Source organism: Kitasatospora viridis (assembly GCF_007829815.1).
Lineage (GTDB): Bacteria > Actinomycetota > Actinomycetes > Streptomycetales > Streptomycetaceae > Kitasatospora > Kitasatospora viridis.
In genome coordinates this window covers 3,203,684-3,230,080 of record NZ_VIWT01000001.1, presented here as the reverse complement: position 1 = coordinate 3,230,080, position 26,397 = coordinate 3,203,684, and the positions used below count along the sequence as shown (strand labels likewise).

Sequence of the window (26,397 nt, the reverse complement as noted above, 5' to 3'; positions counted from 1 at the left end):
TTAGCGTGCCCGACGCGTCCGGCGTGCCCGGCCTCTCCGTCGTGCCCGGCCTCTCCGGCGTTGTGCTCATGCCGACACCCGGTTCGGCAGTCGCACTGCCAGTCGCCAGCCCCGCGCCCCGTCCGGGCCGGCTTCGAACTCGCCGTGCAGCAGCCGGACCCGCTCGGCCAGCCCGGCCAAGCCACGGCCGGAGGAGGTGAAGCCGCCGGAGGACGGGGCGCGACCGGCGACCGGCGGGGCCGCCGCAGCGTTCTCATTGGCCACGCTCAGCTCCAGCCCGTCAGGCGCCGCCAGCACGCGGACCCGGATCAGCCCGCCATTGCCGTGCCGCAGCGCGTTGGTCAGGCCCTCCTGGAGGATCCGGTAGGCGGCGCGGGAGAGGGTGCCCGGCACCTGGGCCAACTCCCGCTCCCCGGACAGCTCCGGCTCGACCACCGCACCCGCGTGCCGCAAGCGGTCCAGCAGTTCGGGCAGGTCCGCCAGGCTCCTGGTGGGCGCCGTCGCCGCGTTCTCCTCGCGCAGCACCCCGAGCACGTAGTCCAAGTCCTCCAGCGCGGCGCGGGTGGTCTCCTCGATGCTGCGCATCGCGGCCCGGGCGGAGACCGGGTCCTCGGCCAGCACCTCGCCGGCCACCGCCGCCTGGATGGTCGCGGCGGTCAGCGTGTGACCGATCGAGTCGTGCAACTCCTGGGCCAGCCGGTTGCGGCCGGCCAGCACCATCTCCCGCTCGGCCGCCAGCGCCAACCGCTCGGCCGCGGACGGGCCCAGCAACCGAGGCGCCAGGGCCCGAAGCGCCGCGGTCACCGCCGCACAGAGCCCAGCGGTCAGCAGGAGCAGCAGCATCGCCGGCAGCACCGTCCACAGCCCCTGCCAGCCGCCGCTCACCTGGATCGTCCGGTCGAACCAGTCGAGCTTCACGCCACCGACGAGGAAGCAGGCGGGCAGGACGATCGCCGCCAGCACCAGCAGGCTCCCGAGGGAGACCAACACCCAGCCGAGTGCGACGTGCAGGAGCACCCAGAGCGGCGTTCGCCAGCGGTCGGCGCCCCGCAAGCGGACCGACGGCAACGGCGCACCGTCCACCTGGAACGCCGACTCGGACGTCTGCCCCGGGTTCGCGCCCACCGGATCGGGCAGGTCGAGACGGAGCAGTCGGCGCGACACCCCCACCAGCACCCGCCGACTGGTGCGAGCCAGGCCGCCCACCCCGAGCAGCGCCGCCCAGATCAGCAGCGCCACCGCTGCCTGCACCGGCTCCGCGGCGGATCGAACGACCGCCAGTGCCGCAACCATCGCGACAATCGCGGCCGGGATACTCGCCATCGCGCCCAGAACGGCGAACAGCGCACCCGCATACGTAGTGCCGCTCACCAGCGGCCGGATTCCCCTCACCATGTCCGCCAGTATTGCCGAGCAGGTCAGCGACCACCTCCCCCAAAGGATGGAGAAGAACATCCATCCTTTTTGCGATGCTGGCGTAGTACCGCGAATTACACCATCGGACCCCGACAGTTGAGTGAGAGATATCCAACCAGGAGTCAGCTGATGGTAAATTCGATGACGGCAATTCCGAGGTCCGCCGCGCTTCGACGCCAAGGCGTCGCGGCCTTTCTGGCGCTCACCTTCACCAGTGCCTGGGGTTGGATGCTGGTGGCCCGGCTCGGACTACGGCTCTCCCTGGTGAACCCACTCGTGCAGTTGCCGTTCGCGCTGGTGCCGGCGCTGGCCGCCGTGGTCGTCCGGCTCTGGGTCACCGGGGAGGGGTTCCGCGACGCGGGCCTGAGCCTGCGGCTACGCACCGCCTGGCCGTACTACCTGGCTGCATGGGTCGGCCCGTTGCTGCTCACGGCCGGCGGCGTGGGGTTAGCGGCGCTCCTCGGGCACCGGCCCGACATCGGCCAACTCGCCTCGATCACACCCTGGATGCCACCCTGGGCAGTGCCGCTGCTGCTTGCTGCGGCGGCACTGGTGCTGGCGCCGCTGTACTGGGGCGAGGAGTTCGGTTGGACCGGCTACCTGCGCCAACGGCTACTGCCGGGAAGGCCACTGCTATCGACGCTGGCAACCGGGCTGATCTGGGCCACCTGGCACTACCCGCTGGCCCTGCTCGGCTACCTGCACTTCGCCAACCTGTTCGCCGGGTTGGGTACTTGGACGCTCTCCTTCCTCTGCCAGGAGTACCTGCTCTCCTGGCTGCGGATCCGCAGCGGCAGCATCTGGCCGGCGTCACTCGCGCACGCCGGGAACAACCTGGTGCTCTCCGTGCTGCTCGGCGTCCTACTGGGCAGCGACTATGACGAGGTCGCGCTGACCCTGCTCCCGGTCCCGGCACTGGCCCTGGCAGCGTGCTGTGCGGCGCTCGGACTACGCGGGCGGCGAACAGCACGATCCGCGCGGACGCGGGACGCCGAGCCGGTCACCCCAGAGCTGGCGGCCCGCAGCGGCAGCAACTCGGCAGCGCGCGGCTGAGCTGCTGAGTACAGGTCAGGATTCAACGCCGCATCACTGATTCAGGTAGGCGAGCACGGCCAGCACCCTCCGGTTGTCGTCGTCGGAGGGCTGGAGGCCGAGCCGGAGGAAGATGGACGCCGTGTGCTTGGCGACCGCGCGCTCGGTGATCACCAAACGCTGGGCGATGGCAGCGTTGGTCCGCCCCTCCGCCATCAGCCCGAGCACCTCGCGTTCCCTCGGACTGAGCGCGGTCACCGCGCTGTTGCCCTCGTTGTGGGTGAGCAGCCGGGAGATCACCTCGGGATCCATCGCGGTGCCGCCGGCGGCCACTCGCCGCAGCGCCTCGACGAATTGCACGCTGTCCATCACCCGGTCCTTGAGCAGGTAGCCGATGCTGCCGGTGGAGCCGGCGAGCAACTCCCGGGCGTAGAGCTGCTCGACGTACTGGGAGAGCACGAGGACCGGCAACCCGGGAACCAGGCGGCGGGCCTCCAGCGCGGCGCGCAGACCCTCGTCGGTGAAGGTGGGCGGAAGGCGGACGTCCACCAGGACGACGTCAGGTGGGTCCGCCGTGACGGCGGCGAGCAACTCGGCTCCGCTCTCCACCGCGGCGGTGACCTCAAGCCCGTGTGCCTGGAGCAGTCGGGTGAGCCCGTCCCGGAGCAGGAACAGGTCCTCGGCGATGACTACCCGCATGGGATCTCCAGGGTGGCGATGGTGGGGCCTCCGGTCGGACTGCTGATGGCGAGAACGCCGTCGAAGGCCGCGAGCCGCCGTTCGACGCCGCGCAGACCGGTGCCCCGATCCGGATCCGCCCCGCCACGGCCGTTGTCGGTGACCACGATCCGCAGCATGCCGTCAGTATGGCCGAGCTCGATCCACACGTCCGTTGCGGCCGCGTGCTTGGTGCTGTTGGCCAGCAACTCGCTGACGGCGAAGAAGGCGGCCGACTCCACCGGCGCCGGCGGACGCTCCGTCAGTTCGCCGCTGAAGGAGATCCGCAGCGGCAGGTCCAGAGCGAGCGCGTACACCGCATCGGCCAGGCCTCGGTCGGCGAGGACCGGGGGATGGATGCCGCGGACCAGACTGCGCAGCTCGGACAGGGCCCTGACCGAGGAGTCCTTGGCCTCGGTCAGCAGCGCCCTGGCGGCTTCCGGACTGCTTTCGAAGAGCTGCTCGGCGGCGGTGAGCGTCATACCCAGCGCGACCAGCCGGGCCTGGGCCCCGTCATGCAGGTCCCGCTCGATCCTGCGCATCTCGGCGGCACCGCTGTCGATCGTGTCGGCGCGGCTCCGTGCCAGATGGGTGACCCGGACGGAGAGTTCGGCTCCCTTGGTCGGCCCGAGGACCTTCCCCGCGAAGCGGGCGTAGCGCCGCAGGAGCGGCCAGCCGAACCGGGACCAGAGCGCCGCCGCTCCGAGCACCACGAGCAGGATCGGCCAGACCCGCAGACCGAACACCCGGCTTCGCAGGTGGTTCACCGCGAACGCCAGGGCCAGCAGCGCGCCCCAGCCGACGCAGGCGTTCAGCGCCGCCCAGAGCACGTCCCGCCAGGTCGCCGGATCGTTCAGCAACCACTCGGCCCACCGGAGGATCCGCCGCCAACGACCGGCCGCCGAGCCATCGACCGCCACCGACCGATCACCCGATGCAGACCCACCGTGCGCCGGCGTCCGGTACGGCGTCGCTATCGGCACGCCCAGCACGTCGCCCGCGACCCGTCTGGTGCACTCGGCCACCCAGCGGGCGACGATCAGCGAGTTGAGCAGCATCGGCAGGGCGAGCCAGATGATGCCGTGGTTGGTACCCGGCGGGCGGCTGTCGTAACTCAGCACCGCGGCCACCCCGGTGGCTGCCGGTGCCACTGCCAGGAAGCCGGAGGCCCAGGTGTGCCGCCCAGCCAACCAACGCACCCCCACCGCAATGGCCGGCAACAGCGTGAGCAGTGTCAGCAGCCAGAGCCGGTACGAGTCCTGGCCGGGATCGCCGGTCCGGAGGGCGTTGTCCAGCACCAACGCGGCCGGCGCCCCCAAGCCCACCGCGCCGACCAAGGCGAGACCGCCGAGGGCGAGACCGCTGACCGCGGCACGTCCGCTCTCACGCGACCAAGCGCCGGGCGTTGCCGGCGACTTCGCCGTCACCGACTTCGCCGTCGTCCTGATGACCACCGTTCACTCCTCTGCTCCACTCGGGGCCGGTCTCAGCCGTGCCGGGTCCGTTTCCTCGCGATCCCACGGCCACGCTCCGCTTCCGCATCGCTTCCACGGCGCTTCCGCCGCACCTCGGCCCCGCCTCCGACTCGGCGCGGTGCTCATCCACGCCCGAAGCCCTTCGACGCCATGACCGTTCGGGATCGCCAACAGTGTGGCCTGCGCTGGATCGGCTCCGCACGGGGTTCACGCCCCCAAAGCGAGGTGTACTCAGATACACCCCCAAGACACCGTCCAGGGCCATATCAGCGCACCCGGCCGACTACCTAGCGTTGCCTTCGAACCCAATCGAATCCAATCGGACCCGCCGGATCCTGCCGAGTCCCGCCGCCAGGCGTCGGCACCACCGGAACCACCTTGGAGGCCACGATGTCCAGCGCGATCATCCAACTCGATCAAGTGAGCAAGAGCTACGGCCAAGGTCGGCCGGCGCTCTCCGCGTTGACCCTCCACGTCGCCGAGGGCGAGGCACTGGCCGTGCTCGGCCGCTCGGGCAGCGGGAAGTCCACCCTGCTCAACCTGATCGCCGGGCTGGACCGGCCGAGCCAGGGCACCGTCTCGATCGCCGGCCAGCGGATCGACCAGTTGGGCGAGGCCGCCCTCGCCCAGTACCGGCGCGAGCGGGTCGGCATGGTCTTCCAGTTCTTCAACCTGCTGGACGACTTGACGGTCCGTGACAACGTCGTGCTTCCCGCCCAGCTCGCCGGACTGCCCCGGGCTCGAGCCGCCTCCCGCTGCACCGAGTTGCTGGAGCAACTGGGCATCGCCGAGTTCGCCGGCTCCCTCCCCAACCGCCTCTCCGGCGGCCAGCGCCAGCGTGTGGCGGTGGCACGGGCGCTGATGAACCGTCCGCCGCTGCTGTTGGCGGACGAGCCCACCGGCGCGCTGGACAGTTCCTCCGCAGCCGATGTGCGAGACCTGCTGGCCGAACTCAACGCCGCTGGCCAGACCCTCGTACTCGTCACCCACGACCAGGGGTTGGCCGCCTCCTGCGCCACCCGGACGATCGAGCTGGTGGACGGCCGCATCGCGCGCGACGTCGAGGCGGTGGCCCGGTGAGCGCGCTGGGCAAGGTCGTCCGCGCAGGTGTCGGCAGACGCCGGTTGCAGAGCCTGCTGATCCTGCTGACCACCATGATGGCGGTCACCGCCGCGCTCCTGGCAGCCGGCCTGCTGGCCGCCAGCCACGGGCCCTTCGACCAGGCCTTCAACACCCAGCGCGGCGCCCACCTCACCGCGCAGTACGACGGCCTCAAGGTGACAAGTACTCAACTCGCCTCCACCACAAGCCTCCCCGGAGTCTCGGGCGCCGCCGGGCCCTATCCCGCGGTGCAGGTCCGGCCGAGATTCGGGCCCAACAGCTCCGGCATGCCGGTCGGCTACCTCGCACAGCCCGTCCTGCTGGTCGGCCGCGCCGATCCCGACGGGCCGGTGGACGACTTGGTCGTCACCGCCGGCCACTGGTCCACCGGCCCGGGCCAGGTGGTCCTGGACGACCAGAACTCGCTCGCCAACGTGGGAGACCGGCTGAACTTCCCCGACCTTCCCGGTTCCCCGGTACTGACCGTGGTCGGGCTGGCCAGGTCCGTCGGCTTGAGCGCCGATGGCTGGGTCTCCCCCGCCGAGCTCCACACGCTCCTCGCACCGGGTGCGGTCCCGGACCAGCAGATGCTGTACCGCTTCACCCAGGCGGCCACCGATCAGCAGCTCAACACCGACCGGAGCCTGCTGGTCTCGGCGGTGCCGGCCGGCTCGCTCACCAGCGCGGCCTCCTACCTCAAGGTCAAGCTCGCGGCAGAACGGACCGCCGCCACCTACGTGCCCTTCCTCCTCAGCTTCGGAGTCCTCGGCCTCGGCATGTCGGTCCTGGTCATCGGCGTTGTGGTGAGCGGCGCAGTCGGTTCGGCCACCAGACGGATCGGGATCCTCAAGGCCGTCGGCTTCACCCCCGAACAGGTGGTCCGGGCCTACATCGGTCTGGCGCTGATCCCGGCAGCGGCCGGCACGGTGCTCGGCCTGCTCCTCGGGAACCTCGCGGCGATCCCAGTGCTCGGATCGGCCGACGCGGCCCGCGTGGCCGGCAGCACCACCATCGACCCGTGGGTCGACCTGGCGGTGGCCGCGCTGGCCCTGACCGCCGTCGCCCTCGCCGCGCTCGTCCCGGCCCTGCGGGCCGGCTGGCTCCGAACCGTGACAGCCCTCGGCAACGGCCGGACGCCGACCACTGGACGCGGCCTTCCGGCCCGCCGTCTGATCGCGCGTCTGCCCCTCCCCAGAGCCGTGGCGCTGGGCCTGGCAAGGCCCTTCAGCCACCCGGGGCGCTCGGCCACGATGGCCGCCGCCGTGATCCTCGGCACCATCGGAGCCACCTTCGGCTCCGGGCTGGCCATCTCGCTCAACGCCGTCCAGAACGGCCAGCACCGCCGGTCGCCCGGAGCGGTGACGGTGAACCCGGTACCGCCGCCGGGCCTCCAGGCCCCCGGCACGACGCACGACCCGAGCATCGCCAACCTACCGGCGGTCGAGGCGCTGATCGCGAAGCAGCCCGGCACCGGACGGTACTTCAGCTACGGGCAGACCACCGCCTCGGTGGCGGGGTTGGCCGGCCCCACCACCGTGCTGGCCTACCGCGGCGACTACTCCTGGGGCGCCTACCAGATGGTCTCCGGCCGGTGGTTCCGCGGTCCGGGCGAGGCGGTGGTCCCCTCCGGCTTCCTGACCGCCACCGGCACTCGTGTCGGTGACAGCGTCACCCTGGCCAACGCCGGCCACACAGCGCGGGTGAGGATCGTCGGGGAGGCCTTCAGCGTCAGCCAGTCCGGCATGCTCATCCTGACCGATCAAGGCTCCCTCACCACCCTCGGCACCGAGTTGGTCCCCGAGAGCATCGAGTACGACATCGACCTGGCCCCCGGTACCGACCAACAGGCTTACCTCCAAGGACTGACCACGTCCCTCGCCCCCTACGGCCTCGCTCCGCTCCCCGGGAACAGCGGCCCCGGCAGCATGGTCATCTCCATGGACGCGCTCGCCTTGATGCTCACGCTGATGCTGATCACGGTGGCCGGGCTCGGCGTCCTCAACACCGTGCTGCTGGACCTGCGCGAGCGGATCCACGACCTCGGGGTGTTCAAGGCGCTGGGCATGTCCCCGCGACAACTGCTCGCCCTGGTGCTCAGCTCGGTCACCGGGATCGGGCTGCTAGCGGGCCTGGTCGGAGTGCCCATCGGCATCGCCCTCCACGACTACGTGCTGCCAGCCATGGGCCGGGCCGCCGGCACCCGTCTCCCCGCCGCCGACATCGACGTCTACCACCCGCTCGTGCTCGTCCCCCTGTTGCTCGGTGGCCTGGTGATCGCCCTGGTCGGCGCCTGCTTCCCGGCCGGCTGGGTCGCCCGCAGCCGCACCGCGACCGCCCTGCGCACCGAGTGACCAGGTAGGAGGCACCAAGCAGCAGGCGCAGCAGGACATCCACCGTCCACCCCGGAACACCGAAGGAGCCGCCCACCAACCGAGAACGGATCGGCTCAGCTCGCGAAGTAGCTGATGCAGCACGCACCCATCGCTATCGCCGCGCAGGCACCCAGTCGTGCGGCGGTCAGCTTCTCGCCCAGGAACCGCCAGCCGATCAGCGTGGCGAACACCACGCTGGTCTCCCGAAGCGCCGAGACCGGCCCGAGCGGACTGAGCCGGAAGGCCCACATCATCATCGCGTAGGTGGCCAGTTGCCCCACCCCCGCGAGCCCGGCCACCCGGATCTCCGCCCGCCTCCCCCGCAACACCAGGCGCCCCCGCGCCACCAGGTAGACCACTGGCACCAGCATCCCGTACACAGTGAAGATCCAGGCGGTGTAAGTGAAGGAACCGCCCGCCAGCCGAACGCCCACACCATCGATCACGGTGTACGTCGCGATGATCGCGCCCGTGACAGCGGCGAGGCCGAACGCCTTCGGCCCCCCGTTCTGCCGGCCGAACACCATCGCCATGATCCCGAACGAGACCAGTCCGATCCCCAACACCGTCGGCCAGCCAGGGCGTTCTCCCGCGAACACCGCGGCGCCGACACTGACCAACAGCGGTACGCAGCCGCGGATCACCGGGTACACCGACCCGAGATCCGCCACCCGGTAGCAGAGCAGCAGGAAGAGCGTGTAGAGCACCTGGACCGCCGCCGAGACCGTCAAGTACGGCCAGGCCGCCGCATGCGGCAGCGGCAAGGCCAACAGGAAAGGCAGGCTGACCGCCGTGGAGACGAAGCTCATCACCGTCACCAGCCAGAGCCGGTCGGCCTGCGTCCGCAACATCGCGTTCCAGGTCGCGTGCAGCATCGCGGCGCAGAGCACCAGTCCGGCCACCCCTAGAGACATCCTCAGCCCACCAAGTCCGGTAACCACGGCGCCGAGCGCCACTGTTCAGGCCCGTCGCCGAGCCCCCGTCCCGCCGGACACTACGCGACCCCATGAGCAAAAAGCCAGAAGTTGGCTATACAACTTGCCTCTGTTCATCGAGCGTAACCACCAGCTCGCCCGCCATTGGCACCTGGTTCTCCCGCCACAGACCCCCTCCCCCTTGGACCACCCATGGACCACTCCCGCCCCGTCACCCCCGCGCCGCCGGCGTCAACGACGGCCGGGCGTTCAGCCGCTCCACCTCCGCCCCGGTCGCCCGGCGGTAGTCCGCGGTCACCGCCCCCACCGCCGCATCGGAGTTGAGCATCACCCGAGCGGCCCGCACCACCGCCGCCGTGGCCGGGATCCGCTCCTGCTCGTAGGCGGCCAGCGCCGCACCGACCGACCCACCGCTCGCCAGGTGGTACGCCAGCACCCGGGCATCGACGATCGCCTGCGAGGCACCGTTGGCGCCCACCGGGTACATCGGATGCGCCGCGTCCCCGAGCAAGGTGACCCGCTCCCCGCCCCAGGAGGCGAGCGGTTCCCGGTCCACCATGGGGAAGCGCAGGATCGGCGAGCTCGCCCGCACCAGCGCGGGCACGTCGAGCCAGTGCCCCTCCCAGCCCACCAGGTGGTCGAGCAGCTCCGCCGGATCGACCGGCCGGTTCCAGTCCGCCTCGCCGAGCAACGGCCCGGGCTCCGCCACCGGGACCTGGCAAACCCAGTTGACCAGCGACCTCCCCCTGTCCGCAGCCCGCCCCGAGATCGGGTACGCGAGGAAGGCGACCCGCCCCGGCCCCTGGGAGATCACCATCGACCGACCCGTCAGATACGGATCCGCCTCCACCGCCCCGCGGTACATCAGCGTCCCCGACCAGAGCATCGGTCCCTGCGCAGGATGCAACTGCGCCCGCACCGCGGAGTGCAGCCCGTCGGCCCCCACCAGCACGTCCGCCCGGCAGGCCACCTCAGCGGACCCACCATCCACCCCATCACCAACCACCCCACCACCAGCCACCGCTCCGCCGACCACCGCTCCGCCGACCACCGACCCACGCGAAGCCAGACGCACCGTCACCCCGTCGGCACCGCTGTCGAACCCGACCACCCGAGTGCCCGTCACCACCGCTCCCGCGCCCAGCCGCTCGCGCACCGCGTCGAGCAGCAGCTGTTGCAACTCGCCCCGGTGCACCGAGTACTGCGGCCACCGGTACCCGGCCGCCACCCCGCGCGGCTCGCTGAACAGCTCCGCACCGCGCTCGTCGGTGTACACGTGCTCGGCGGTCGCGATGCCGCCGGCGGCGAGCGCGTCGCCCAGTCCGAGCTCGACCAACTCCCGTACTGCGTGGGGCTGCAGGTTGACCCCGAGGCCCAGCGGCCGGATCTCGCGCACGCTCTCCACCACGGTCACCTCGATCCCGGCCTCGGCCAGGCTCAGTGCCGCACACAGTCCGCCGATGCCCGCACCCGCGATCAGTACTTTCATCTCCGGTTCCCGCCTCCCGACTTGCCCGACCCGGTAGCTCGCACCGGGCACCTCGTACCTGGCAGCTCGCACCCGGTAACCCGTACCTGGCAGCTCGTACCTCGCACCTCCACCCTGCGACCGGCCCCGGCCATACGTCCAAGAGCAGTCCGGTCTCACTGTCAGAAGCTCTCCGTATGGCTGAGCTCAGCACCGCACCGCGCCCCGCCCGAATATCCGCTGCGTACACCATCCACACCTGGCACAATCCGGACGCATGACTGACTCCACGAGCAGCGCCGCTCGCAGCTTCGAAGACCTGATCAGCGAAGCCGAGAGCGTGCCGGTGGACGGCTGGGACTTCTCCTGGCTCGACGGGCGCGCCACCGAGCAGCGCCCGTCCTGGGGTTACCAGCGCCTGCTCGGCGAGCGGATGGCCGGCGCGCGTGCCGCGCTCGACCTGCAGACCGGTGGCGGCGAGGTGCTGGCCGGTCTGCCGAAGCTGGCTCCGCTGACCGTGGCCACCGAGAGCTGGCCGCCGAACGTCGCGAAGGCCACCGCCCTGCTGCACCCGCTCGGCGCCGCCCTCGTGGTGGACCAGGACGAGCCCCCGCTCCCGTTCGGCGACGACGCCTTCGACCTGGTGAGCAGCCGACACCCGGTGACCACCTGGTGGGCGGAGATCGCCCGGGTGCTCCGGCCGGGCGGTGCCTACTTCTCCCAACAGGTCGGCCCGTCCAGCGTGTTCGAGCTGGTCGAGTACTTCCTCGGCCCGCTCCCCGAGGAGGTCCGGCAGGCCCGCGACCCGGAGCGGGCGCGCGCGGAGGCCGAGGCGGTCGGCCTGGAGGTGGTGGATCTGCGGTTCGAGCGGCTGCGCACCGAGTTCTTCGACGTCGGCGCGGTGGTCTACTTCCTGCGCAAGGTCATCTGGATGGTCCCCAGCTTCACGGTGGACCAGTACCGCGACCGCCTGCGCGAGTTGGACGCCCGGATCCGGCGCGACGGACCGTTCGTCGCCACCACCACCCGGTTCCTGATCGAGGCCCGCAAGTGATCAAGACCAGCAAGTGACCAGGGCCCTCAAGTTACCTGAGGGCCCTCGGGCAACTAGGGCCCTCAGGTTATCTGCGCCCGCAAGCGATCGGGCGACACGGACGTTCGATTCGCCTGACGCTGAATCACGCGACAACCGCGCCCCGCGCCTGCTGAACTGGCGTCATGACCGACATCAACGAGTCCGCGCCCGCCTCCCCGCCCGCCACCCAGCACGAGAAGGCGCTCGCCTTCCACGCCCTGCACCGTGCCGACCGCCCGCTCGCCCTGGCCAACGTCTGGGACGTGGCCGGCGCCCGGATCGTCGCCGAGGCCGGCGCTCCGGCGATCGCCACCACCAGCGCGGGCGTCGCGTGGGCGCTCGGCACCCCGGACGGCGGCAAGCTCGGCCGCGCCCTGGCCGTCGAGTTGATCGCCCGGGTCACGGCCGCCGTGGCGCTGCCGGTGACCGCCGACATCGAGGACGGGTTCGCCGACAGCCCGGCGGGCGTCGGCGAGACGGTCGCGGCGGTGCTGGCGGCCGGCGCCGTCGGGATCAACCTGGAGGACTCCGACCGCTCCGGTCGCGCTCCGCTGCTGCCGGTGGACGAGCAGGCCGCGCGGCTGGCCGCGGCCCGGGCGGCGGCCGACGCGGCGGGCATCCCGCTCTACATCAACGCCCGGATCGACTCGTACCTGCGCGGGGTCGGCGCCGACGCCGAGGCCCGGCGCCAGGAGACCCTGGACCGCGCGGCGGCGTACGTCGCGGCCGGCGCCAGCGGCGTCTTCGTCCCGGGTCTGACCGACCCGGCCGAGCTGAGCGCGATCGCGGCCGGCCTGACCGTCCCGCTGAACGTGCTGGTCGGCGCGGGTGCACCGACCGTCGAGGAGCTCGGCAAGGCCGGCGTGGCCCGGGTCAGCCTGGGCTCGGCGGTGGCCGAGAGCGCGTACGCGGTGGTCCGCCGCGCCGCCCGCGAGCTCTACCGTCAGGGCAGCTACGACGAGGTCGCCGAGGCGATCCCGTACCCGGAACTGAACGCCCTGCTGAACGGCTGAACGGCTGACCGGCCACCCGGCCCGCCACCCACCGCCCTTCCTCCTCCCCGCCGACCCGGCCGCACTCCCGCGGCCGGGCCGGCACCCCGGGGCTCACGCCTGCTCGGGAGCCTCCGCCCCGGCCTCAGCCCCGGCTCCCGTCCCAGCGACAGCCCCTGCCCCAGCCCCGGCGTCCGCCCCAACCACCGAGCGCCGCCGGGCCTGCACCACCTGCGCCGCGACCAGCACCACCACGGCCGCCGCCAGCGAGAGGACCATCTGCACCCGGCCGTCGTGGGTGGTGAACATGTAGCCGATCACGAACACGATCAGGCCGATGGCCACCCAGCTCAGGTACGGGTAGAGCCACATCCGCACGGTGAGCCGCTCCGGCGCCTCGCGCTCGATGATCTTGCGCATCCGCAGCTGCGAGCAGCAGATCACCAGCCAGACGAAGAGCGCCACCGCGCCCGAGGAGTTCAGCAGGAACTGGAAGACGGTGCCGGGCGAGGTGTAGTTGAAGAACACCGCGACGAAGCCGAAGACCACCGAGGCGAGGATCGCCGTGCGCGGCACGCCCCGGCCGGTCACCCGGGCGAAGGAGGCCGGCGCGTCGCCCCGCCGGCCGAGCGAGAAGGCCATCCGGGAGGCGGTGTACAGGCCGGAGTTGAGGCAGGAGAGCACGGCGGTCAGCACGATCACGTTCATCACCTGGCCGGCACCGGGGATGCCCACGTGCTCCAGCACGGCGACGTACGGGCTGCCCTTCACCGAGGCGGAGTCCCAGGGCAGCAGGGTCACCACGATCAGGATCGAGCCCAGGTAGAAGATGCCGATCCGCCAGATCACGCTGTTCGTGGCCTTGCTGACGGCCCGTTCGGGGTCGGCCGACTCGCCGGCCGCCAGGGTGACGATCTCACTGCCCATGAAGGCGAACACCACGGTCAGCATGCCGGTGAAGACCGCGCCGACGCCGTGCGGGAGGAAACCGTGGTGGCCGACCAGGTTGCTGGTGCCGACCGCGTGGGTCCCGGGCAGCACGCCGAACACGGCGAGCGCGCCGATCACGATGAACGCGGCGATCGCGACCACCTTGATCCCGGCGAACCAGAACTCGAACTCGCCGTAGGAGGCGACCGAGAACAGGTTGGTCGCGGTCAGCACCGCCATCACCAGCAGCGCGAACGCCCACTGCGGCACGCCGGGCAGCCAGCCGTTGAGGATCTTGGCCCCGGCGGTCGCCTCGACGGCCAGCACCACCACCCAGAAGAACCAGTACAGCCACCCGATGGTGAATCCGGCCCAGCGGCCGAGCGCCCGGTCCGCGTAGGCGGAGAACGAACCGCTCTGCGGATCGGCGGCCGCCATTTCGCCGAGCATCCGCATCACCAGCACCACCAGCACGCCGGCCAGCGCGTAGGAGAGCAGGATGCCGGGACCGGTGGCCGCGATTCCGGCACCGGAGCCGACGAACAGGCCGGCGCCGATCACGCCGCCGATCGCGATCATGGACAGATGACGGTTCTTCAGGCCGGCCTGTAGGTGGTCGCCGGTTCCGTGACCAGCCACGTTCGCGCTCGTTGGGCGCTTGGGGGCGTCCGTGCTCATGGGTGACTGCCTTTCCTGCGCGGTGGGGGGTGTTCCCGCGCACGGCAGGAAAGTAACTCGGAACGTAAATCCCAGTAACCCCCATCAGACAATCCGCCGGATTTATTGAGGATGATCTGAGGGTACGCGCCGGTAGATATCGAGATCGTGACAATTTCCGATCGGCCGACCGCATTTCAGGGGCTGGCCGCCAGCCGTCGGCTGTGCTCCTCCCAGGCGGCCCGGAGCCGGTCCACGGCGGCCTCCAGCGTGCCGGGCGACTGGGCGCAGCCGAGCCGGAGCGCGTCCAGGTGGCGGCCGTCCGCGCAGGCGAGCGCGCCGGGGGTGGTGCGCACGCCGAACCGGGTCTCGGCCAGGTGCGCGAAGGTCCCGGTCTCCGCCACCGGCAACCGCACCCAGAGCGCCGGCCCCTCCGGCGCGCAGCCACTCGGCGCCCCCACCGCCCCCACCGGCCCGTCCGGGAGCGGCTCGGGCCGCCAGGCCGGCAGCTGCTCGGCGAGCAGGCGGCGCACCAGCTCCCGACGCTCGGTCAGCGCCCGTTCCAGGGACCGGTACCAGGCCGGGTCGGCCGCCCTGAGCAACGCGCAGGCCAGCAGCTGAGCGGGCACCGACGGCGCCAGGTCGGCCGCCCGGCGCAGCCGCAGCAGCTGGTCGTGCAGCGGTCGAGGGGCCCGCAACCAGCCGATCCGCAGGCCCGCCCAGAAGGTCGCGGAGAGCGAGCCGACGGCGACCACGGCCGGGTCCAGCGCGGCCAACGGCGGCTCGACGGCACGCACCACCTGGGAGAGGTCCTCGACCAGCACCGCCGAGCAGCGCCGGGCGGCGGCCACCAGCTCGCCCCGGGCCGGGCCGGCCAAGCGGTGCAGGGCGGCGTCGAACTGCACCACGGCCCCGGGCGAGCGCCGCGCGGCGCGCTCCACGGCCGCCGGGTCCAGTCGCTGCCCGGGGCCGAGCGGCACGCCGACCAGCCGGGCCTGCCGGTCCGCCGCCAGCTCGGCCAGCCCGGGCCGGGTCGGACAGCCGGTGACCACGGCCCGCCCCGGTCCGAGCAACGCACCGGCCAGCAGCGCCAGCGCCTGCTGGCTGCCCGAGGTGACGATCAGCTGGTCGGGCGTGGTGGGCAGCAGCTGGCGCTCCGTCAGGTAGTGCGCCAGCGCGGCCCGCAGCTCTGGCAGACCGGCGGGGTGGACGCCGTGACCGTAGTCCTCCAGCGACGGCAGCGGGCCGATCTGCGGCAGGTGTCCGGTCGCGGCGGGCACCGGAAGCGAAAGGTCGATCAACTCGACTTCCGACGCCGAACCATCAACGCCCGCCTCCCCGCCGTCCCCACCATCCCCACCGTCCCCAGCGCCCCCAGCGCCCCCACCACCCGCGCCACCCGCGCCACCCGCGCCCACATCCGGCCCGAACGGATACCCGAACGTCGGCCCGTCCGACGTCCAGGCCGGCCTCGGCCTGACGTACGTCCCCGCACCCTGACGCCGCTCCACCACACCCGCCGCCGCCAGCTCCTCGTACGCGCGCACCACCGTGCCCCGGCTGAGCGCCAGCGCGTCGGCCAGCACCCGCTCCGGCGGCAGCCGGTCGCCCGGTGCCAGCTCCCGCTGCCGGAGCGCCACCCCCAGCGCCCCGGCCAGCGCCTCGGCCAACCGCCGGTAACGCGGTCCGGACCGGCGCTGCCAGCCGTCCAACGCGATCCGCACCCACCAGCCGAGATCCTGGTCCATTCGGTCAGATTGGCACTGTCCCGCCGTGCCGGACAACCGCCACCCTGGAACTCATCGCGCCGACCGGACCCCTCAAGTCCCCCTCATCCCCAGCGCCCCTCACGAAAGGTGCCGCCGATGCCACCCAGCCCCACCCTCGCCCGCCGCTTCTGGCAGTCCTTCGAACCCGTCCACTGCGTCACCTACTTCACCCCGGAGCCCGCCGAGGTCACCCGCGCCCTCGGCCTGGCGAAGTGGTGGACGGGCTACTTCGCCGGCCGGGTCGCACCGCTCGGCCCGGTCGGCGGACCGGCGGCGGCCGCCCTCTTCTTCGCCTTCTCCCCGGCGAAGACCGGCCATGCCCTGCCCGAGGCCTGGCGGCAGGTCAGCCCGGAACAGGTGCTCCGGGCCCGCCTCCCCGCGACCCGCGAGGCCCTCGACCGCACCCTGCCCGCCGACCGCGCCGGCCTGCCCCGCCTCGTCGAACTGCTCGAACTCGCCGTCACCGGCTGCGGCTTCGAGGGCCGCCCGCTGGCCGCCGCCTGGTCCGCCGTGCCGCCCCCGGACGACCTGCTCACCCGCCTCTGGCTCGCCACCACCGTGCTGCGCGAGCACCGCGGCGACGGACACGTGATCGCGGTGGCGCACGCCGACCTCACCGGCCTGGAGGCCGGCCTCACCCACGTGGCCACCGGCGACGTCACCGCCGAGGTGATCCAGGGCACCCGCGGCTGGACGGACGAGGAGTGGGAGCAGGCCCGCCGCCGACTGGTCGCCCGCGGCCTGCTCGACCGCGGCGGCCGGCTCACCAAGGCCGGCGGCACGCTGCGCCGCGACCTGGAGACCACCACCGACCGGCTCGCCGCCGACCCGGTGATGCTGCTCGGCGAGTCCGGCGTGGCCGAGGTGATCGAGCTCGCCACCCCGCTCAGCCGCCACCTGGTCGACACCGGGGTCTTCCCACTGCCCAACCCGGTCGGCGTCCCCCGCCCCTGAACCCTGAAGTGCCACCGTGCCCGCCCTCGTCCTGACCAGCACCGACGGCCCGGTCACCACCCTCACGCTGAACCGGCCGGAGAAGCTCAACGCCCTCAGCTACGCCCTGATCGACGCCCTCGACGCCGCCCTGGACCGGGCCGAGGCCGACGACACCGTCCGCGCCGTCATCGGCGACCTCGCCACCAGCATCGCCGGCGGGCCGGCCCGCGCCCTGCGCGAGGTGGTGCGGCGCGGTCACGGGATCACCAGGCGGATCGAGAACTTCCCGAAGCCGCTGATCGCCGCCGTCAACGGCCTCGCCTACGACGGCGGCTGCGAGCTCGCCGAGGCCGCCCCGCTCGCCCTGGCCGCGAACACGGCCCGGTTCGCCAAGCCGGAGATCGGCCTCGGCTTCCCACTCCCGTTCGGCGGCTCCCAGCGCCTCCCCCGCCACCTGGGCCGCAAGCGGGCCCTGGAGCCGATCCTCACCGGAGACCCGATCGACGCCCACCGCGCCGCCGCCCTCGGCCTCAACCTCCCCATCGACGAAGCCCTCGCCACCGAGGCCACCCTCTTCGCCGCCACCATCCCCGCGACCGGCGTCCACCAGGGCGTCGCCAACTTCCTGAGTCGCCATCAGTGATCCCGGCGCGAGGCCCCTGCCCGAAGCACCGTCAGTCGGCAGTGCTCCACGAGCCCCCGCCCTCGGGCCCGTCCTCGGGCGCCTGCGGGGCCGCCAACGGCCACTCCACCTCAACCTCCTCCGCCGGACCCGACGGCCCCGCCTGCCACACCCGGCCCGTCGGTGCCGAGGGCCCGGTCGCCACCGGGGCAGGCGGCGGCTCCTCCTCCGGCCCGCCGTCCCAGCCCCGGATCCTGGCCGCCGCGTCCGTCTTGCCGACGTGCTCGGCCAGGTCGGCGAGCCGGTGGGCCGCCACCCGCCGGGCGTCCGAGTCGGGCTGGAGACCGAGTTCTTCGAGGAATTCGTCCAACGAGTCCCGCAGCGGGTCACCGGTCGGATCCGCCGCCGCCGGTTCGCCGGCCGGGGCCGGACGATTGACGGCGGCCTCGTAGAACCCCTCGATCAGGCCCTGCCGGACGGCCTCCCGGAGCTCATCGACCAGGTCAGGATCGTCCGCCCCCTCCGAGACGTCCCGAACGAGGTGGCGGAACGCCTCGGGCACCGGCGAGTTGTTCGCGGCGGCCGCCAACTCGGCGAGCGGCCCGATCAGTTCGACGACCTTCTCGACATCCAGGTGGTCACCCCGCTCCGCCTGCCGGGAGAGCCACCACACCACGGCACTGCCGGGGGACTTGAGCACGTCGTCGCCCAGGTAGGAGCGGCGGTTCTTTTCATGACGCCGTTCGGCGTCCCAGCTCTCGACCGCTCGGCGGATCTTGGCCAGGTGCTCCAAGTGCTCCTGGTCGACGCTGGCCAGCGTCAGGGAGATGTTCCCGGCGCCGGCCTCGACCCGTGCCGAACCGTCCAACGCCTGTGATCCCAGGGCTCCTTCGAGCCGGCGCTGGACCAGGTCGCACCGCCGGGGCTGCTCCCCCTCGGTGATCGACTTCGCCCGCGCGATCATCCAGTCCACCGCCAGGGCCCGGGGATTGACGTGCGGCGCGGCCCCGACGTTCCGCACCGGGCGCCACCAGACCGTCATCGAGACCAGGAAGTCGTACTCGGGGTTCAGGCTGGGCAGCGGCACCCGCTCCAACTTCACCTCGCGGAAGGGCTGCTCCGGCGGCGGCGAGTAGCTCTCCTGGGACGGCGGCGCGGCGGCGAACTCCTCACCCGGCGAGCCGCCACCGTAGAGCCCACCGTCGAACGGGTCAGCCAGCGGAGCGGCACCGGCCATGCGCGCCAGCAGCACCGGCACCGCGGCCGCCAACGCCGCACCGAACCCGGTCCAGAGCCAGATGTTGCCGCCGACCAGACGCCCGACCAGCACCGGCAACAAACCGATCAGCACCATCAGCAGCGCCAACAGCGCCTTGTGGTTGCGGAAGTTCACGTCTCCTCCTGAGGATTGTGGTGACCCGGGCCGAGCGGCCGCAGGCCCTGTGCGACGTCGATCAACTGCCGCAACCGAACGGCCCCCCGCGAGTCCCCGTCCGGCGGACGCCAGTCGACGGCCACCAGGTAGAGCCGGTCGAGCAGGCTGCGGTCCCCCTCGGCGGCGGCGACCAGCGTGGGCAGCAGTGAGTCCGAGCGGTCGGCGGCTGCCAGCCAGCTGTGCGCCCGGGGCGCCCACGACGCGACTGCCGGCGACTCCGACATGACGACCCGCCAGCCCTGGCGCAGGCTCTCCCAGGGGATCGATCCAGCCGTCAACAACACCTCGGGATCGACGAGTTCGAGGAAGAGCCCGAGGTCTGCCGACCGCCGCACCTCACCGCTCGTCAACCGCCCGAGCAGCAGCCAGTAGAGCCGGCGGTCGCCGTGCACCAACTTGAACAGTTCGGTTCGCGCGACGTCCCCGTCGGCGCGGCGCGCCAGGTGGTGCAGGCGCACGACGGCTTGGTCGGGATGGGAGTCGGCCAGCACGTCGACACAGAGAGTGGTGAGCACTCGGGCGAGCGCGGGGGTGGACTTCGGATCAGCCGCTGCCTCCCGCATCCTCAGCCGGAACAGGCCCCCGTGCTTCTCGTGGGCCAGCCCCTGTTGGATGACCCGCGCGGCCTCCGGCAGCAGCGCGACTCCCGACCAGCCGATCGCGTTGTCCCACACGGCCCCCGGGTTGCCGGCGGTCAGGGCCGCCGTCGCGTACCGGTCCACCACCTGCAGGCGATCCGCGTCGGACAGCAGGCCGCCGGTCACGCACCTCGCGGCCCACGTGCCGAAATGCTCGCGCAGATCGCGATAGTTGGCCCAGAAGTAGGCCCGGACCGCGTGGTCGAACGAGGGGATCTCGAACCGGACCCGCTCGTCCTCCACCTTGGCGCCGACGCTGTGCAGCACCTGCACGAGACCGAGCCTGGCCAGACCGATGCCTTCCCCCACCGGATGCCCTAATTCCGTGCAGAGCCAGTCGATCGCCTCCGACACCGCATCCGCCGGCGCCCCGTGCAGCAGGGCCACAGTGAGCAGCACCGCCCGCTGGTCGCCGTCGTACTCCGCGACCTTGCGCGCCACCGCCTCACGGTGGTCGTGCATGGTTTCGGTGGCTCTGCGCCACCACTCCTGGAACTCGTCCAGCGGCCGGTTCTTCCACTGCCGGACGAACTCGGCGGCCAGCAGCGCCAGTCGGTTCATGCTGTCCTGGTCGAACGGGTGGTCGAGCTCGCGAAGCTCCGGTGCGTACTCGAATTCACGACCCCTCAGATGCCTGATGAACACCCGGCGCCCGGGCGGCCGGCCGAGCTCGACTCGGATCCGATCCAGCTCGGCGGGCACCAGGTGGTTCACGCCGTCCGGAAGCACAACCACCAACCAGGCGAGTTTCTCGGCCACCTGGTGCTGGTAGTCCCGCACTCCGGGCAGCGCCGCCAGGAACTCCTGCTCCCCGCAAGTGGAGAGGTCGAGCAGGAAGCGGTCCTCCTCGCTGACTTCGAGCCCGTCGGTCCGCCGGTTGGCGCGGTCCGCGTCACTGGCGGTCAGCTCCTCCAGCCGACCGTGCCTGGTGGGCAGCCGCCGGAGCAGCATGAGTCCGGCGGTGTGGCGGCCGCTGCCCGGTGCGCCGCTGACCAGCACGGTGGAACCGGGCTGCTCCAGCAGCTCGAAGGCGTCGTTGAAGTGTGGCGGAGGTACGAAGTTCCAAGCGAGTCGCCTGAGTTGATCACCGTTCAGCTTGAGCGGATTGACGTGCTCCTTGCGCAGTGCCTCGCTGATGTCCAGGGAGAGGATGTTCTGGTCCCCCGACCCCGCATTCACCGGCCCCGCGGCCTGCTCGATCCAGGTCACCGCCGCGGGTCCCGGCCGTTGTACTGATCGCCGCTCCCGGTGTTCACCGGGCCGGAGGCGTTCTCCACGTACGTGCCCGTGCCGCCGTGCACGTTGAAGTTGCGGTCCCGGCTCTGGTTGATGTCGCGCCCCGCGTTGCCCGCCCGATTGACCGGCTGCTCCACCCCGTTCGCCGTCGCCGGCCCGGAGTCCTTCCGGTCGGCGTCGACTGCCGCCAGCTCCGGTACCGCTTCGGCGAGTTCGTCGCCGATCCGGGCCAGATCTGCCTCGGCGTTCCGGTTGGCGTAGCGCAGGTACTGGCAGTCGGCCAGGTCCAGCAAGTCCTCGGGCAGACCGGCCCGGCTGAGCCGGGTCTGCGGGCCGACCAGGATCGGGATCACCAGGGCGGCCGTGTCGAAGGCCTCCAGGAGCTCCCGCCGGATCCAGTCGTTGGGGTCGGCGAGCGCGGGGCGGCCGTCGGCTGTCTGTGCGGCGGACCAGCCGGGGCCGATGACCGCCAGCAGCACCTTGCTGCGCCGAACGGCGGTGATCAGTTCCTGCGGGAACGGCTGGCCGGGGCGGATCGACTTGCTGGCCCGGAAGATCCGCTCGCTGCCGAAGCGGCGGGAGAGCTCCCGCTCGATCGTGGTGGCGACCTCGTCGCCGTCGCCGGTGCGGTAGTTGACGAAGATTTCGGGCATGGCTGATCACCTCTCGGTACGGATGGATTGGCGAAGGCGGTGGTTCAGTGGGCGAGCGCCGCCACCAGGGCGGGCTGCAACTCCCGGACGGCGCGGCTGGACGGGAACCGGGAGAGCTCCCGGGCCAGCCGCCGGATGTCGAGGGCGACGGTGGCCGAGGGCACGGCGCTCTGCGGTGCGAGCAGTTCCGCCGCCAGCGCGCAGGCGTGCTCGACCTCGCCGGCGGCGGCGTGGGCGAGGGCCCGGCGGATGCCGAACCGGGTGCGGGTGCGCAGCGCCTCGGGGGCGATCCGGGCGCACTCCCGGTCGAGCACCTCGGCCGCCTCGTGCGGGCGTCCCAGGTCGTGCAGGCACCAGCCGGCCACCACGGCGGCCGGGTCGGGCAGGTTGGTCGTGCCGAGCGTCGGGCTGCCGTCACGTTCGTCGGCCCGGGCGAGCAGTGTGCGGGCCAGGTCCAACGAGCGCAGGCAGGCGTCCCGGTCGCCGGCCAGCGCGTGTCCCTGTGCCTCGCGCTGGGCCGCCAGCCCCCGGATCCGGGTGGGCAGCGCCCGGTGCTGTGCCAGCTGTGCCAGGCCGACGGTCTGGCCGGAGTCACCGGCGTAGCAGCTGATCAGGCCGCGGCGGACCAGGGCGTACCCGGCCAGGTCCCGGTCGCCGCCGGCCTCGGCCAGGTCCACTGCCCGGCCGGTCAGGCGCAGCGCTGTCGCGTCGTCGCCCGCCTCCTGGGCCATCCAGCCCGCGAATTCGGCGTACCGGGAGGCGAGCACCAGCAGCGGCCTCCGCTCCCGGTCGCCGACCGCGGCGGCCCGCACGGCCAGCGTGTCGGTGTGCGCCGTGAGCATCGGCAGCAGCTCACCCGGGGCGAGCACCTGGCCGAGCCGGCGCATCTGGTCGAACTGGATCCGGAAGGCGCCGAGCACGGTGGACGCCCCGGTGGTCTCGACGGCGGTCCCGACGGTGGGTACGGCGGCAGGCACGCCGGCCGGGGTCCCCAGGCCGAGCGCCAGCAGCGAGCCGGCACCGACCGCGAGTGCCTGGCGCCGGTCGAGGTCCGCCGCACCCCCGCGACGGCGGACCGGTTCCGCCGGCGCGAGCGCGATCAGCCGCCCGTCCGCCCGCAGCAGGGCGTCGCAGCGGCGGACCAGTTCCACGGGTGGCGTCTTCTGGCCACGTTCGATCTTGCTGAGGTGGCCCTTGCTGTAGCTCAGCCGCTCGCCCAGCTGGGTCAGCGACAGGCCCGCTGCCAGTCGCAGGCGTCGCAGTTCCGCTCCGAGGTTTTCAGACATGCCCATGACACCCCCTTCTCCATGAGTCTCGGACGCTCCCCCTCGTCCCTGGCTTGAAGTCTGGCACGCGACCCGGAACCGGAAACCGGATCGGACGGGTTTCCCGTTTCCTCTTTCCGCCCCTCCCCACGGCCGGTCGAGTTGCCCGGAGCTGACGGGTGGTCATCATGGGGGCATGGCCGTCTCCCTTCACCTCGCGCAGCAGGCTGATGCCGATGAGCTGCTGAGTCGTAGTCCGTTGGCGCTGCTCACGGGGATGCTGCTGGATCAGCAGGTGCCGATGGAGCAGGCGTTCAGCGGGCCGTGGACGATCGCGCGGCGGATGGGGGCGACGGATCTGGATGTGCGGCGGATCGCGGAGTTCGATCCGGAGGAGTTCGCGGCGCTGGTGGCCGAGAAGCCGGCGGTGCACCGGTATCCGGGGTCGATGGCCAAGCGGGTGCAGCAGTTGTGCCAGTTCCTGGTGGCGGAGTACGACGGGGATGCCGAGGCGGTGTGGCGGGGCGCGGCGAGCGGGGCGGAGCTGTTGCGCCGGCTGAACGCGCTGCCGGGGTACGGGGCGCAGAAGTCGCAGATCTTCCTGGCGCTGCTCGGCAAGCAGTTGGGGGTGCGGCCGACCGGGTGGCGGGAGGCGGCGGGCGCCTACGGGGAGGAGGGCTGCCACCGGTCGGTCGCCGACATCACGGACCCCGCCACGCTGGGCGAGGTCCGTGCGTACAAGCAGCAGGCCAAGGCGGCCGCGAAGGCCGCCAAGACTGCCAAGACCGCCAAGGCCGCGGAAGCGGAGTAGCTCAGGTCCAGGCCGCCGCGTCCGGGAGCTGCCAGCGCTGGTCCGACGAACCGTCACAGGCGGCCAGCCGCAGGCCGTCGGCGCCCGCTGCGAGGCACCGTCCGGTCGGCGGGCTGACCAGCGCGCCGTCCCGGCGGGGCCACCACTGCTGCTCGCCGGTGCCGTCGCAGCCGCGCATCCGCAGCTCACCGGCCGTCCCGGTGCCGGTCAGGCAGCCGCCGACCGAGCGCACGGTCCCGTCGCCGGCCAGCTGCCAGTGTTGGTCCGCGCCGCTGCCGCAGTCCGCGAGCCGCACGGCGGGGGCCGCGGTCAGGCAGTGGCCGCCCGGTTCGGTGACGGTGCCGGCGACCGGGTGGTCGGGGCCGACGTCGTAGGACGGCGGGGCGTCGGCGGCGTCGCGGCCCCAGGACGGGTCGGCAGTGTCGGCCAGCCGGAAGCGGAGTCGACCGCCGTGGTTCACCAGCGAGCGGTCCACCCACGGGCGGTTGCTCGGCACGCCGTTGACGGTCAGGCCGTGCACGTAGCGCGCGTCGGCCGAGGCCTGCGGGGCGACCAGGTCGATCCGCACGCCGTTGCCCCGGGTGATGGTGGTGTGCGGGAAGAGCGGGCTGGCCAGGACCAGGTCGGCCCGGCCGGGGACCAGCGGGTAGAGGCCGAGCGAGCCCCAGACCGCCCAGGAGCTCATCTCGCCGAGGTCGTCGTTGCCCACCTCGCCCTGCGGCGTGTCGGAGAAGACCGTGGTGACGGCGCGTCGGACCACGTCGGCGGTGCGGTCGGGGCGGCCCGCGTAGTCGTAGGCCCAGGGGGTGTTGAGGCTGGGCTCGTTACCGAGGTAGGCGTGCGGGGCGGTGGGGCCGGCGTTGAGCTTCTGGAAGAAGAAGTCGAGCCGGTCGACGACCTGTGCGTTGCCGCCCATCGCGTCGAAGAGGCCGCGCTGGTTGTACGGGACCATCCAGGTGTACTGGGCGCCGTCGCCCTCGGCGTACTGGTCGCCGGAGGACGGGTCGAACTTGGGCCAGCTGCCGTCGGCGCGCCGCGGCTGCACGTAGCCGTTGGCCGGGTTGAAGAGGTTGCGCCAGTTCGCCGAGGCCCGCAGCAGCGCGTCGTGGTCGGTCCGGTCGCCGAGCCGGTCGGCCAGCTGCGAGAGCGCGAAGTCGGCGCTGCCGTACTCCAGCGTGCCGGAGGCCGGCCCCCATTCGCCGTTGGTGCCGACCGGCAGGTAGCCCTTGCTGTCGTAGGCGGGGTGGCCGGGCCGCTCCAGGTCGTTGTGGCGGCCGGTGAGCGACTGGCGCAGCAGCGCCTCGGCGTCGAAGCGGGTGCCGCCGAAGGCGTGGATCTCCGAGGCGATGGTCGGCAGCGGGTCGCCGATCATCACACCGGTGCCGCCGTTGGCCAGCGTCCAGCGGTCGAAGTAGCCGCCCTGGGCACCCTGGTTGACCACCGACTGGGCGATGTCCGACGCCTCGTCGGGTGCCACCAGGGCGAGCAGCTGGATCTGCGAGCGGTAGACGTCCCAGCCGGAGAAGTCGGCGTACTGGACTCTGCCGTCCTCGGTACGGTGCACCTTCCCGTCCATCCCCGGGTACCGGCCGTCCACGTCGCTGAGCACGCTGGGGTGCAGCAGCGAGTGGTAGAGCGCGCTGTAGAAGGTCCGACGCTGCTGCTCGGTGCCGCCGCCCACCGCGATCCGGCCGAGCATCCCGTTCCAGGCCGCCCGGCCCGCCTCGCGGATCCGGTCGAAGGCCGCGCCGCCCTGCTCGGCGTCCAGGTTGGCGGCCGCACCGGCCGCGCTGGTGAAGGAGAGGCCGACCCGCACGGTGACCGTCGAGCCGGGCGCGAAGGAGACCATCGCCCGGGCCCCGGAGCCCTCGTCGGGCGCGTCGGGGTGCACCGGCCGGTCCGGCCGGGCCGGGCCGTGCTGCAGTCGGGACTGCGCCTCCGCGGTCCGGGCGGGCTGCGGGGCGATCCCGTCGCTCCCGCCGGTCGCGGAGCGCCGGGTGGTGTCGAGGCCGCCGTCCCGGACCACGCCGGAGCGCGTGAACGGGTGGTCGAACCGGGCGGTGAAGTAGACCCGGTAGCGGTTGCCGGAGCCGCAGAACCCGCCGCCGTCGCTGTACCCGGAGATCGTGTCGGTGCCGATCTCGACGTGCCCGCCGGCCTTGTTGAAGGCCCGCCCGGCGTCCACCGTGAGCGAGGCGGCCTGGCCGGCCGGGTAGCTGATCCGGGCCGCGCCGGAGCGCTGGGTGGTGGTCAGCTCGGTGCGCAGCCCGTTGTCGAAGGTGACGCCGTAGGCGTCCGGCTCGGCGCTCTCGTGCGCGTGCGAGAAGGCCTCGTGGCCGACCGGGGTGTCGCCGAGGAACGGCAGGAACGGGATGTTGCCGTAGTCCCCGCAGCCCGCCCCGGAGAGGTGGGTCAGGCTGAAGCCGCGGATCCGCTGGTCGTCGTAGTAGTAGCCGCCGTGCTGGTAGGTGACGGTGTCCGGGCTCCACTGCACCATGCCGAGCGGCGAGGTCGCGCCGGGGAAGGTGTTGCCCCCGCCGCCGCCGTTGCCGAAGTCGGTGTCGCCGGGTTTGGTCCCGACGAACGGGTTGACGTACTGCGCCGGGTCGCTGACGACCGTTCGGTCCGGGTCATGGGGGTCCCTCCAGCCGGAGGCTGGGGGAGGATCGGCCGCGGCGGTGGCCGGGAGGCCGGCTCCGGCGGCCAGCAGGACCGCGGCCACCGCGAGCGGGGCCCTGGCCGTGGTGATGATCTGACGGACTCTCATATGTTCATCGTCAGGTCGCCGCGCCCGGCTCCCCGGGCACGACAGGCCCTGGTCGCCCGGTCGGCCCAGCCCTTCCAGGTCTAGACCATCCCCGG

At 72.5% G+C, this 26,397-nt stretch carries 20 protein-coding genes; 8 read left to right on the top strand and 12 right to left on the bottom strand.

The features are described from left to right. Positions 1–66: 66 nt before the first annotated feature. A complete protein-coding gene (locus FHX73_RS14360; RefSeq protein WP_145905380.1) occupies positions 67–1,395 on the bottom strand; it encodes a sensor histidine kinase in 1,329 nt (442 codons plus the stop codon). A 162-nt stretch (positions 1,396–1,557) separates the two neighbouring features. Between FHX73_RS14360 and FHX73_RS14355 the strand changes: the two genes are divergently transcribed. Continuing rightward, positions 1,558–2,469 (top strand): CPBP family intramembrane glutamic endopeptidase, encoded by a 912-nt coding sequence (locus tag FHX73_RS14355; protein ID WP_211786197.1) that lies wholly within the window; start codon positions 1,558–1,560, stop codon positions 2,467–2,469. A gap of 33 nt (positions 2,470–2,502) precedes the next feature. On the opposite strand, the gene FHX73_RS14350 is transcribed toward FHX73_RS14355, so the two are convergent. Continuing rightward, the gene (locus FHX73_RS14350) at positions 2,503–3,147 is read right to left on the bottom strand and encodes a response regulator transcription factor (protein WP_145905379.1); all 645 of its coding nucleotides are present in this window, start codon (positions 3,145–3,147) and stop codon (positions 2,503–2,505) included. Beyond that, positions 3,138–4,619: a sensor histidine kinase gene (locus tag FHX73_RS14345; RefSeq protein WP_246213526.1), complete on the bottom strand. Its 1,482-nt coding sequence runs from the start codon at positions 4,617–4,619 to the stop codon at positions 3,138–3,140. The genes FHX73_RS14350 and FHX73_RS14345 overlap by 10 nt, the downstream gene beginning before the upstream one ends. 411 nt (positions 4,620–5,030) lie before the next feature. On the opposite strand from FHX73_RS14345, the gene FHX73_RS14340 reads away from it, so the two are divergent. Further along, positions 5,031–5,720: an ABC transporter ATP-binding protein gene (locus FHX73_RS14340; RefSeq protein ID WP_145905378.1), complete on the top strand. Its 690-nt coding sequence runs from the start codon at positions 5,031–5,033 to the stop codon at positions 5,718–5,720. Continuing rightward, positions 5,717–8,092: an ABC transporter permease gene (locus FHX73_RS14335; RefSeq protein ID WP_145905377.1), complete on the top strand. Its 2,376-nt coding sequence runs from the start codon at positions 5,717–5,719 to the stop codon at positions 8,090–8,092. The genes FHX73_RS14340 and FHX73_RS14335 overlap by 4 nt, the downstream gene beginning before the upstream one ends. A gap of 95 nt (positions 8,093–8,187) precedes the next feature. Here the strand turns inward: FHX73_RS14335 and FHX73_RS14330 are convergent, their stop codons facing one another. Continuing rightward, entirely contained in the window at positions 8,188–9,015 is an 828-nt protein-coding gene (locus tag FHX73_RS14330; protein ID WP_211786196.1) for a DMT family transporter, read from the bottom strand. Between the two features lie 244 nt (positions 9,016–9,259). Continuing rightward, positions 9,260–10,537, bottom strand: a complete 1,278-nt coding sequence (locus tag FHX73_RS14325) for an FAD-dependent monooxygenase (protein WP_145905375.1) — start codon at positions 10,535–10,537, stop codon at positions 9,260–9,262. 256 nt (positions 10,538–10,793) lie between these two features. Between FHX73_RS14325 and FHX73_RS14320 the strand changes: the two genes are divergently transcribed. Then, positions 10,794–11,570: a class I SAM-dependent methyltransferase gene (locus FHX73_RS14320; RefSeq protein WP_145905374.1), complete on the top strand. Its 777-nt coding sequence runs from the start codon at positions 10,794–10,796 to the stop codon at positions 11,568–11,570. Positions 11,571–11,734: 164 nt separating this feature from the next. Then, complete coding sequence (locus FHX73_RS14315; protein ID WP_145905373.1) at positions 11,735–12,604, top strand: isocitrate lyase/PEP mutase family protein; 870 nt, start codon at positions 11,735–11,737, stop codon at positions 12,602–12,604. Positions 12,605–12,697: 93 nt separating this feature from the next. On the opposite strand, the gene FHX73_RS14310 is transcribed toward FHX73_RS14315, so the two are convergent. Next, positions 12,698–14,191 carry an amino acid permease gene (locus FHX73_RS14310; protein WP_145905372.1) on the bottom strand — a complete coding sequence of 498 codons (1,494 nt, stop codon included), beginning with the start codon at positions 14,189–14,191 and terminating at the stop codon, positions 12,698–12,700. Positions 14,192–14,367: 176 nt separating this feature from the next. Then, a complete protein-coding gene (locus FHX73_RS14305; protein ID WP_145905371.1) occupies positions 14,368–15,918 on the bottom strand; it encodes an aminotransferase-like domain-containing protein in 1,551 nt (516 codons plus the stop codon). 117 nt (positions 15,919–16,035) lie between these two features. Between FHX73_RS14305 and FHX73_RS14300 the strand changes: the two genes are divergently transcribed. Both FHX73_RS14300 and FHX73_RS14295 read left to right on the top strand, forming a co-directional pair. Next, on the top strand, positions 16,036–16,893 hold the full coding sequence (locus FHX73_RS14300) for an SCO6745 family protein (RefSeq protein WP_145905370.1): 858 nt from the start codon (positions 16,036–16,038) through the stop codon (positions 16,891–16,893). Between the two features lie 16 nt (positions 16,894–16,909). After that, a complete protein-coding gene (locus FHX73_RS14295; RefSeq protein ID WP_145905369.1) occupies positions 16,910–17,518 on the top strand; it encodes an enoyl-CoA hydratase-related protein in 609 nt (202 codons plus the stop codon). A gap of 31 nt (positions 17,519–17,549) precedes the next feature. Here FHX73_RS14295 and FHX73_RS14290 read toward each other — a convergent pair whose 3' ends face one another. The 4 genes from FHX73_RS14290 to FHX73_RS14275 are packed head-to-tail and all read right to left on the bottom strand — an operon-like array spanning position 17,550 to position 22,745. Beyond that, on the bottom strand, positions 17,550–18,890 hold the full coding sequence (locus tag FHX73_RS14290) for a hypothetical protein (RefSeq protein ID WP_145905368.1): 1,341 nt from the start codon (positions 18,888–18,890) through the stop codon (positions 17,550–17,552). After that, positions 18,887–20,779 carry a hypothetical protein gene (locus tag FHX73_RS14285; protein WP_145905367.1) on the bottom strand — a complete coding sequence of 631 codons (1,893 nt, stop codon included), beginning with the start codon at positions 20,777–20,779 and terminating at the stop codon, positions 18,887–18,889. Before FHX73_RS14285 ends, FHX73_RS14290 begins: the two co-directional genes overlap by 4 nt. Beyond that, positions 20,776–21,459 (bottom strand): toll/interleukin-1 receptor domain-containing protein, encoded by a 684-nt coding sequence (locus FHX73_RS14280; protein ID WP_145905366.1) that lies wholly within the window; start codon positions 21,457–21,459, stop codon positions 20,776–20,778. Before FHX73_RS14280 ends, FHX73_RS14285 begins: the two co-directional genes overlap by 4 nt. A 44-nt stretch (positions 21,460–21,503) precedes the next feature. Continuing rightward, positions 21,504–22,745, bottom strand: a complete 1,242-nt coding sequence (locus tag FHX73_RS14275; RefSeq protein ID WP_145905365.1) for a helix-turn-helix domain-containing protein — start codon at positions 22,743–22,745, stop codon at positions 21,504–21,506. Positions 22,746–22,920: 175 nt separating this feature from the next. Between FHX73_RS14275 and FHX73_RS14270 the strand changes: the two genes are divergently transcribed. Next, positions 22,921–23,535: an HhH-GPD-type base excision DNA repair protein gene (locus FHX73_RS14270; protein WP_145905364.1), complete on the top strand. Its 615-nt coding sequence runs from the start codon at positions 22,921–22,923 to the stop codon at positions 23,533–23,535. A gap of 1 nt (position 23,536) precedes the next feature. On the opposite strand, the gene FHX73_RS46190 is transcribed toward FHX73_RS14270, so the two are convergent. Further along, positions 23,537–26,302 carry a GH92 family glycosyl hydrolase gene (locus FHX73_RS46190; RefSeq protein ID WP_170304916.1) on the bottom strand — a complete coding sequence of 922 codons (2,766 nt, stop codon included), beginning with the start codon at positions 26,300–26,302 and terminating at the stop codon, positions 23,537–23,539. Positions 26,303–26,397: the final 95 nt, after the last annotated feature.

Excerpts from the sequence above, each read along its gene's own strand:
- FHX73_RS14350 (WP_145905379.1), bottom strand. The coding sequence starts at position 3,147 with ATGCGGGTAGTCATCGCCGAGGACCTGTTCCTGCTCCGGGACGGGCTC.
- FHX73_RS14310 (WP_145905372.1), bottom strand. The coding sequence starts at position 14,191 with ATGAGCACGGACGCCCCCAAGCGCCCAACGAGCGCGAACGTGGCTGGT.
- FHX73_RS14315 (WP_145905373.1), top strand. The coding sequence starts at position 11,735 with ATGACCGACATCAACGAGTCCGCGCCCGCCTCCCCGCCCGCCACCCAG.
- FHX73_RS14360 (WP_145905380.1), bottom strand. The coding sequence starts at position 1,395 with ATGGTGAGGGGAATCCGGCCGCTGGTGAGCGGCACTACGTATGCGGGT.
- FHX73_RS14320 (WP_145905374.1), top strand. The coding sequence starts at position 10,794 with ATGACTGACTCCACGAGCAGCGCCGCTCGCAGCTTCGAAGACCTGATC.
- FHX73_RS14280 (WP_145905366.1), bottom strand. The coding sequence starts at position 21,459 with ATGCCCGAAATCTTCGTCAACTACCGCACCGGCGACGGCGACGAGGTC.
- FHX73_RS46190 (WP_170304916.1), bottom strand. The coding sequence starts at position 26,302 with ATGAGAGTCCGTCAGATCATCACCACGGCCAGGGCCCCGCTCGCGGTG.
- FHX73_RS14270 (WP_145905364.1), top strand. The coding sequence starts at position 22,921 with ATGGCCGTCTCCCTTCACCTCGCGCAGCAGGCTGATGCCGATGAGCTG.
- FHX73_RS14340 (WP_145905378.1), top strand. The coding sequence starts at position 5,031 with ATGTCCAGCGCGATCATCCAACTCGATCAAGTGAGCAAGAGCTACGGC.
- FHX73_RS14355 (WP_211786197.1), top strand. The coding sequence starts at position 1,558 with ATGACGGCAATTCCGAGGTCCGCCGCGCTTCGACGCCAAGGCGTCGCG.
- FHX73_RS14300 (WP_145905370.1), top strand. The coding sequence starts at position 16,036 with ATGCCACCCAGCCCCACCCTCGCCCGCCGCTTCTGGCAGTCCTTCGAA.
- FHX73_RS14325 (WP_145905375.1), bottom strand. The coding sequence starts at position 10,537 with ATGAAAGTACTGATCGCGGGTGCGGGCATCGGCGGACTGTGTGCGGCA.
- FHX73_RS14305 (WP_145905371.1), bottom strand. The coding sequence starts at position 15,918 with ATGGACCAGGATCTCGGCTGGTGGGTGCGGATCGCGTTGGACGGCTGG.
- FHX73_RS14275 (WP_145905365.1), bottom strand. The coding sequence starts at position 22,745 with ATGTCTGAAAACCTCGGAGCGGAACTGCGACGCCTGCGACTGGCAGCG.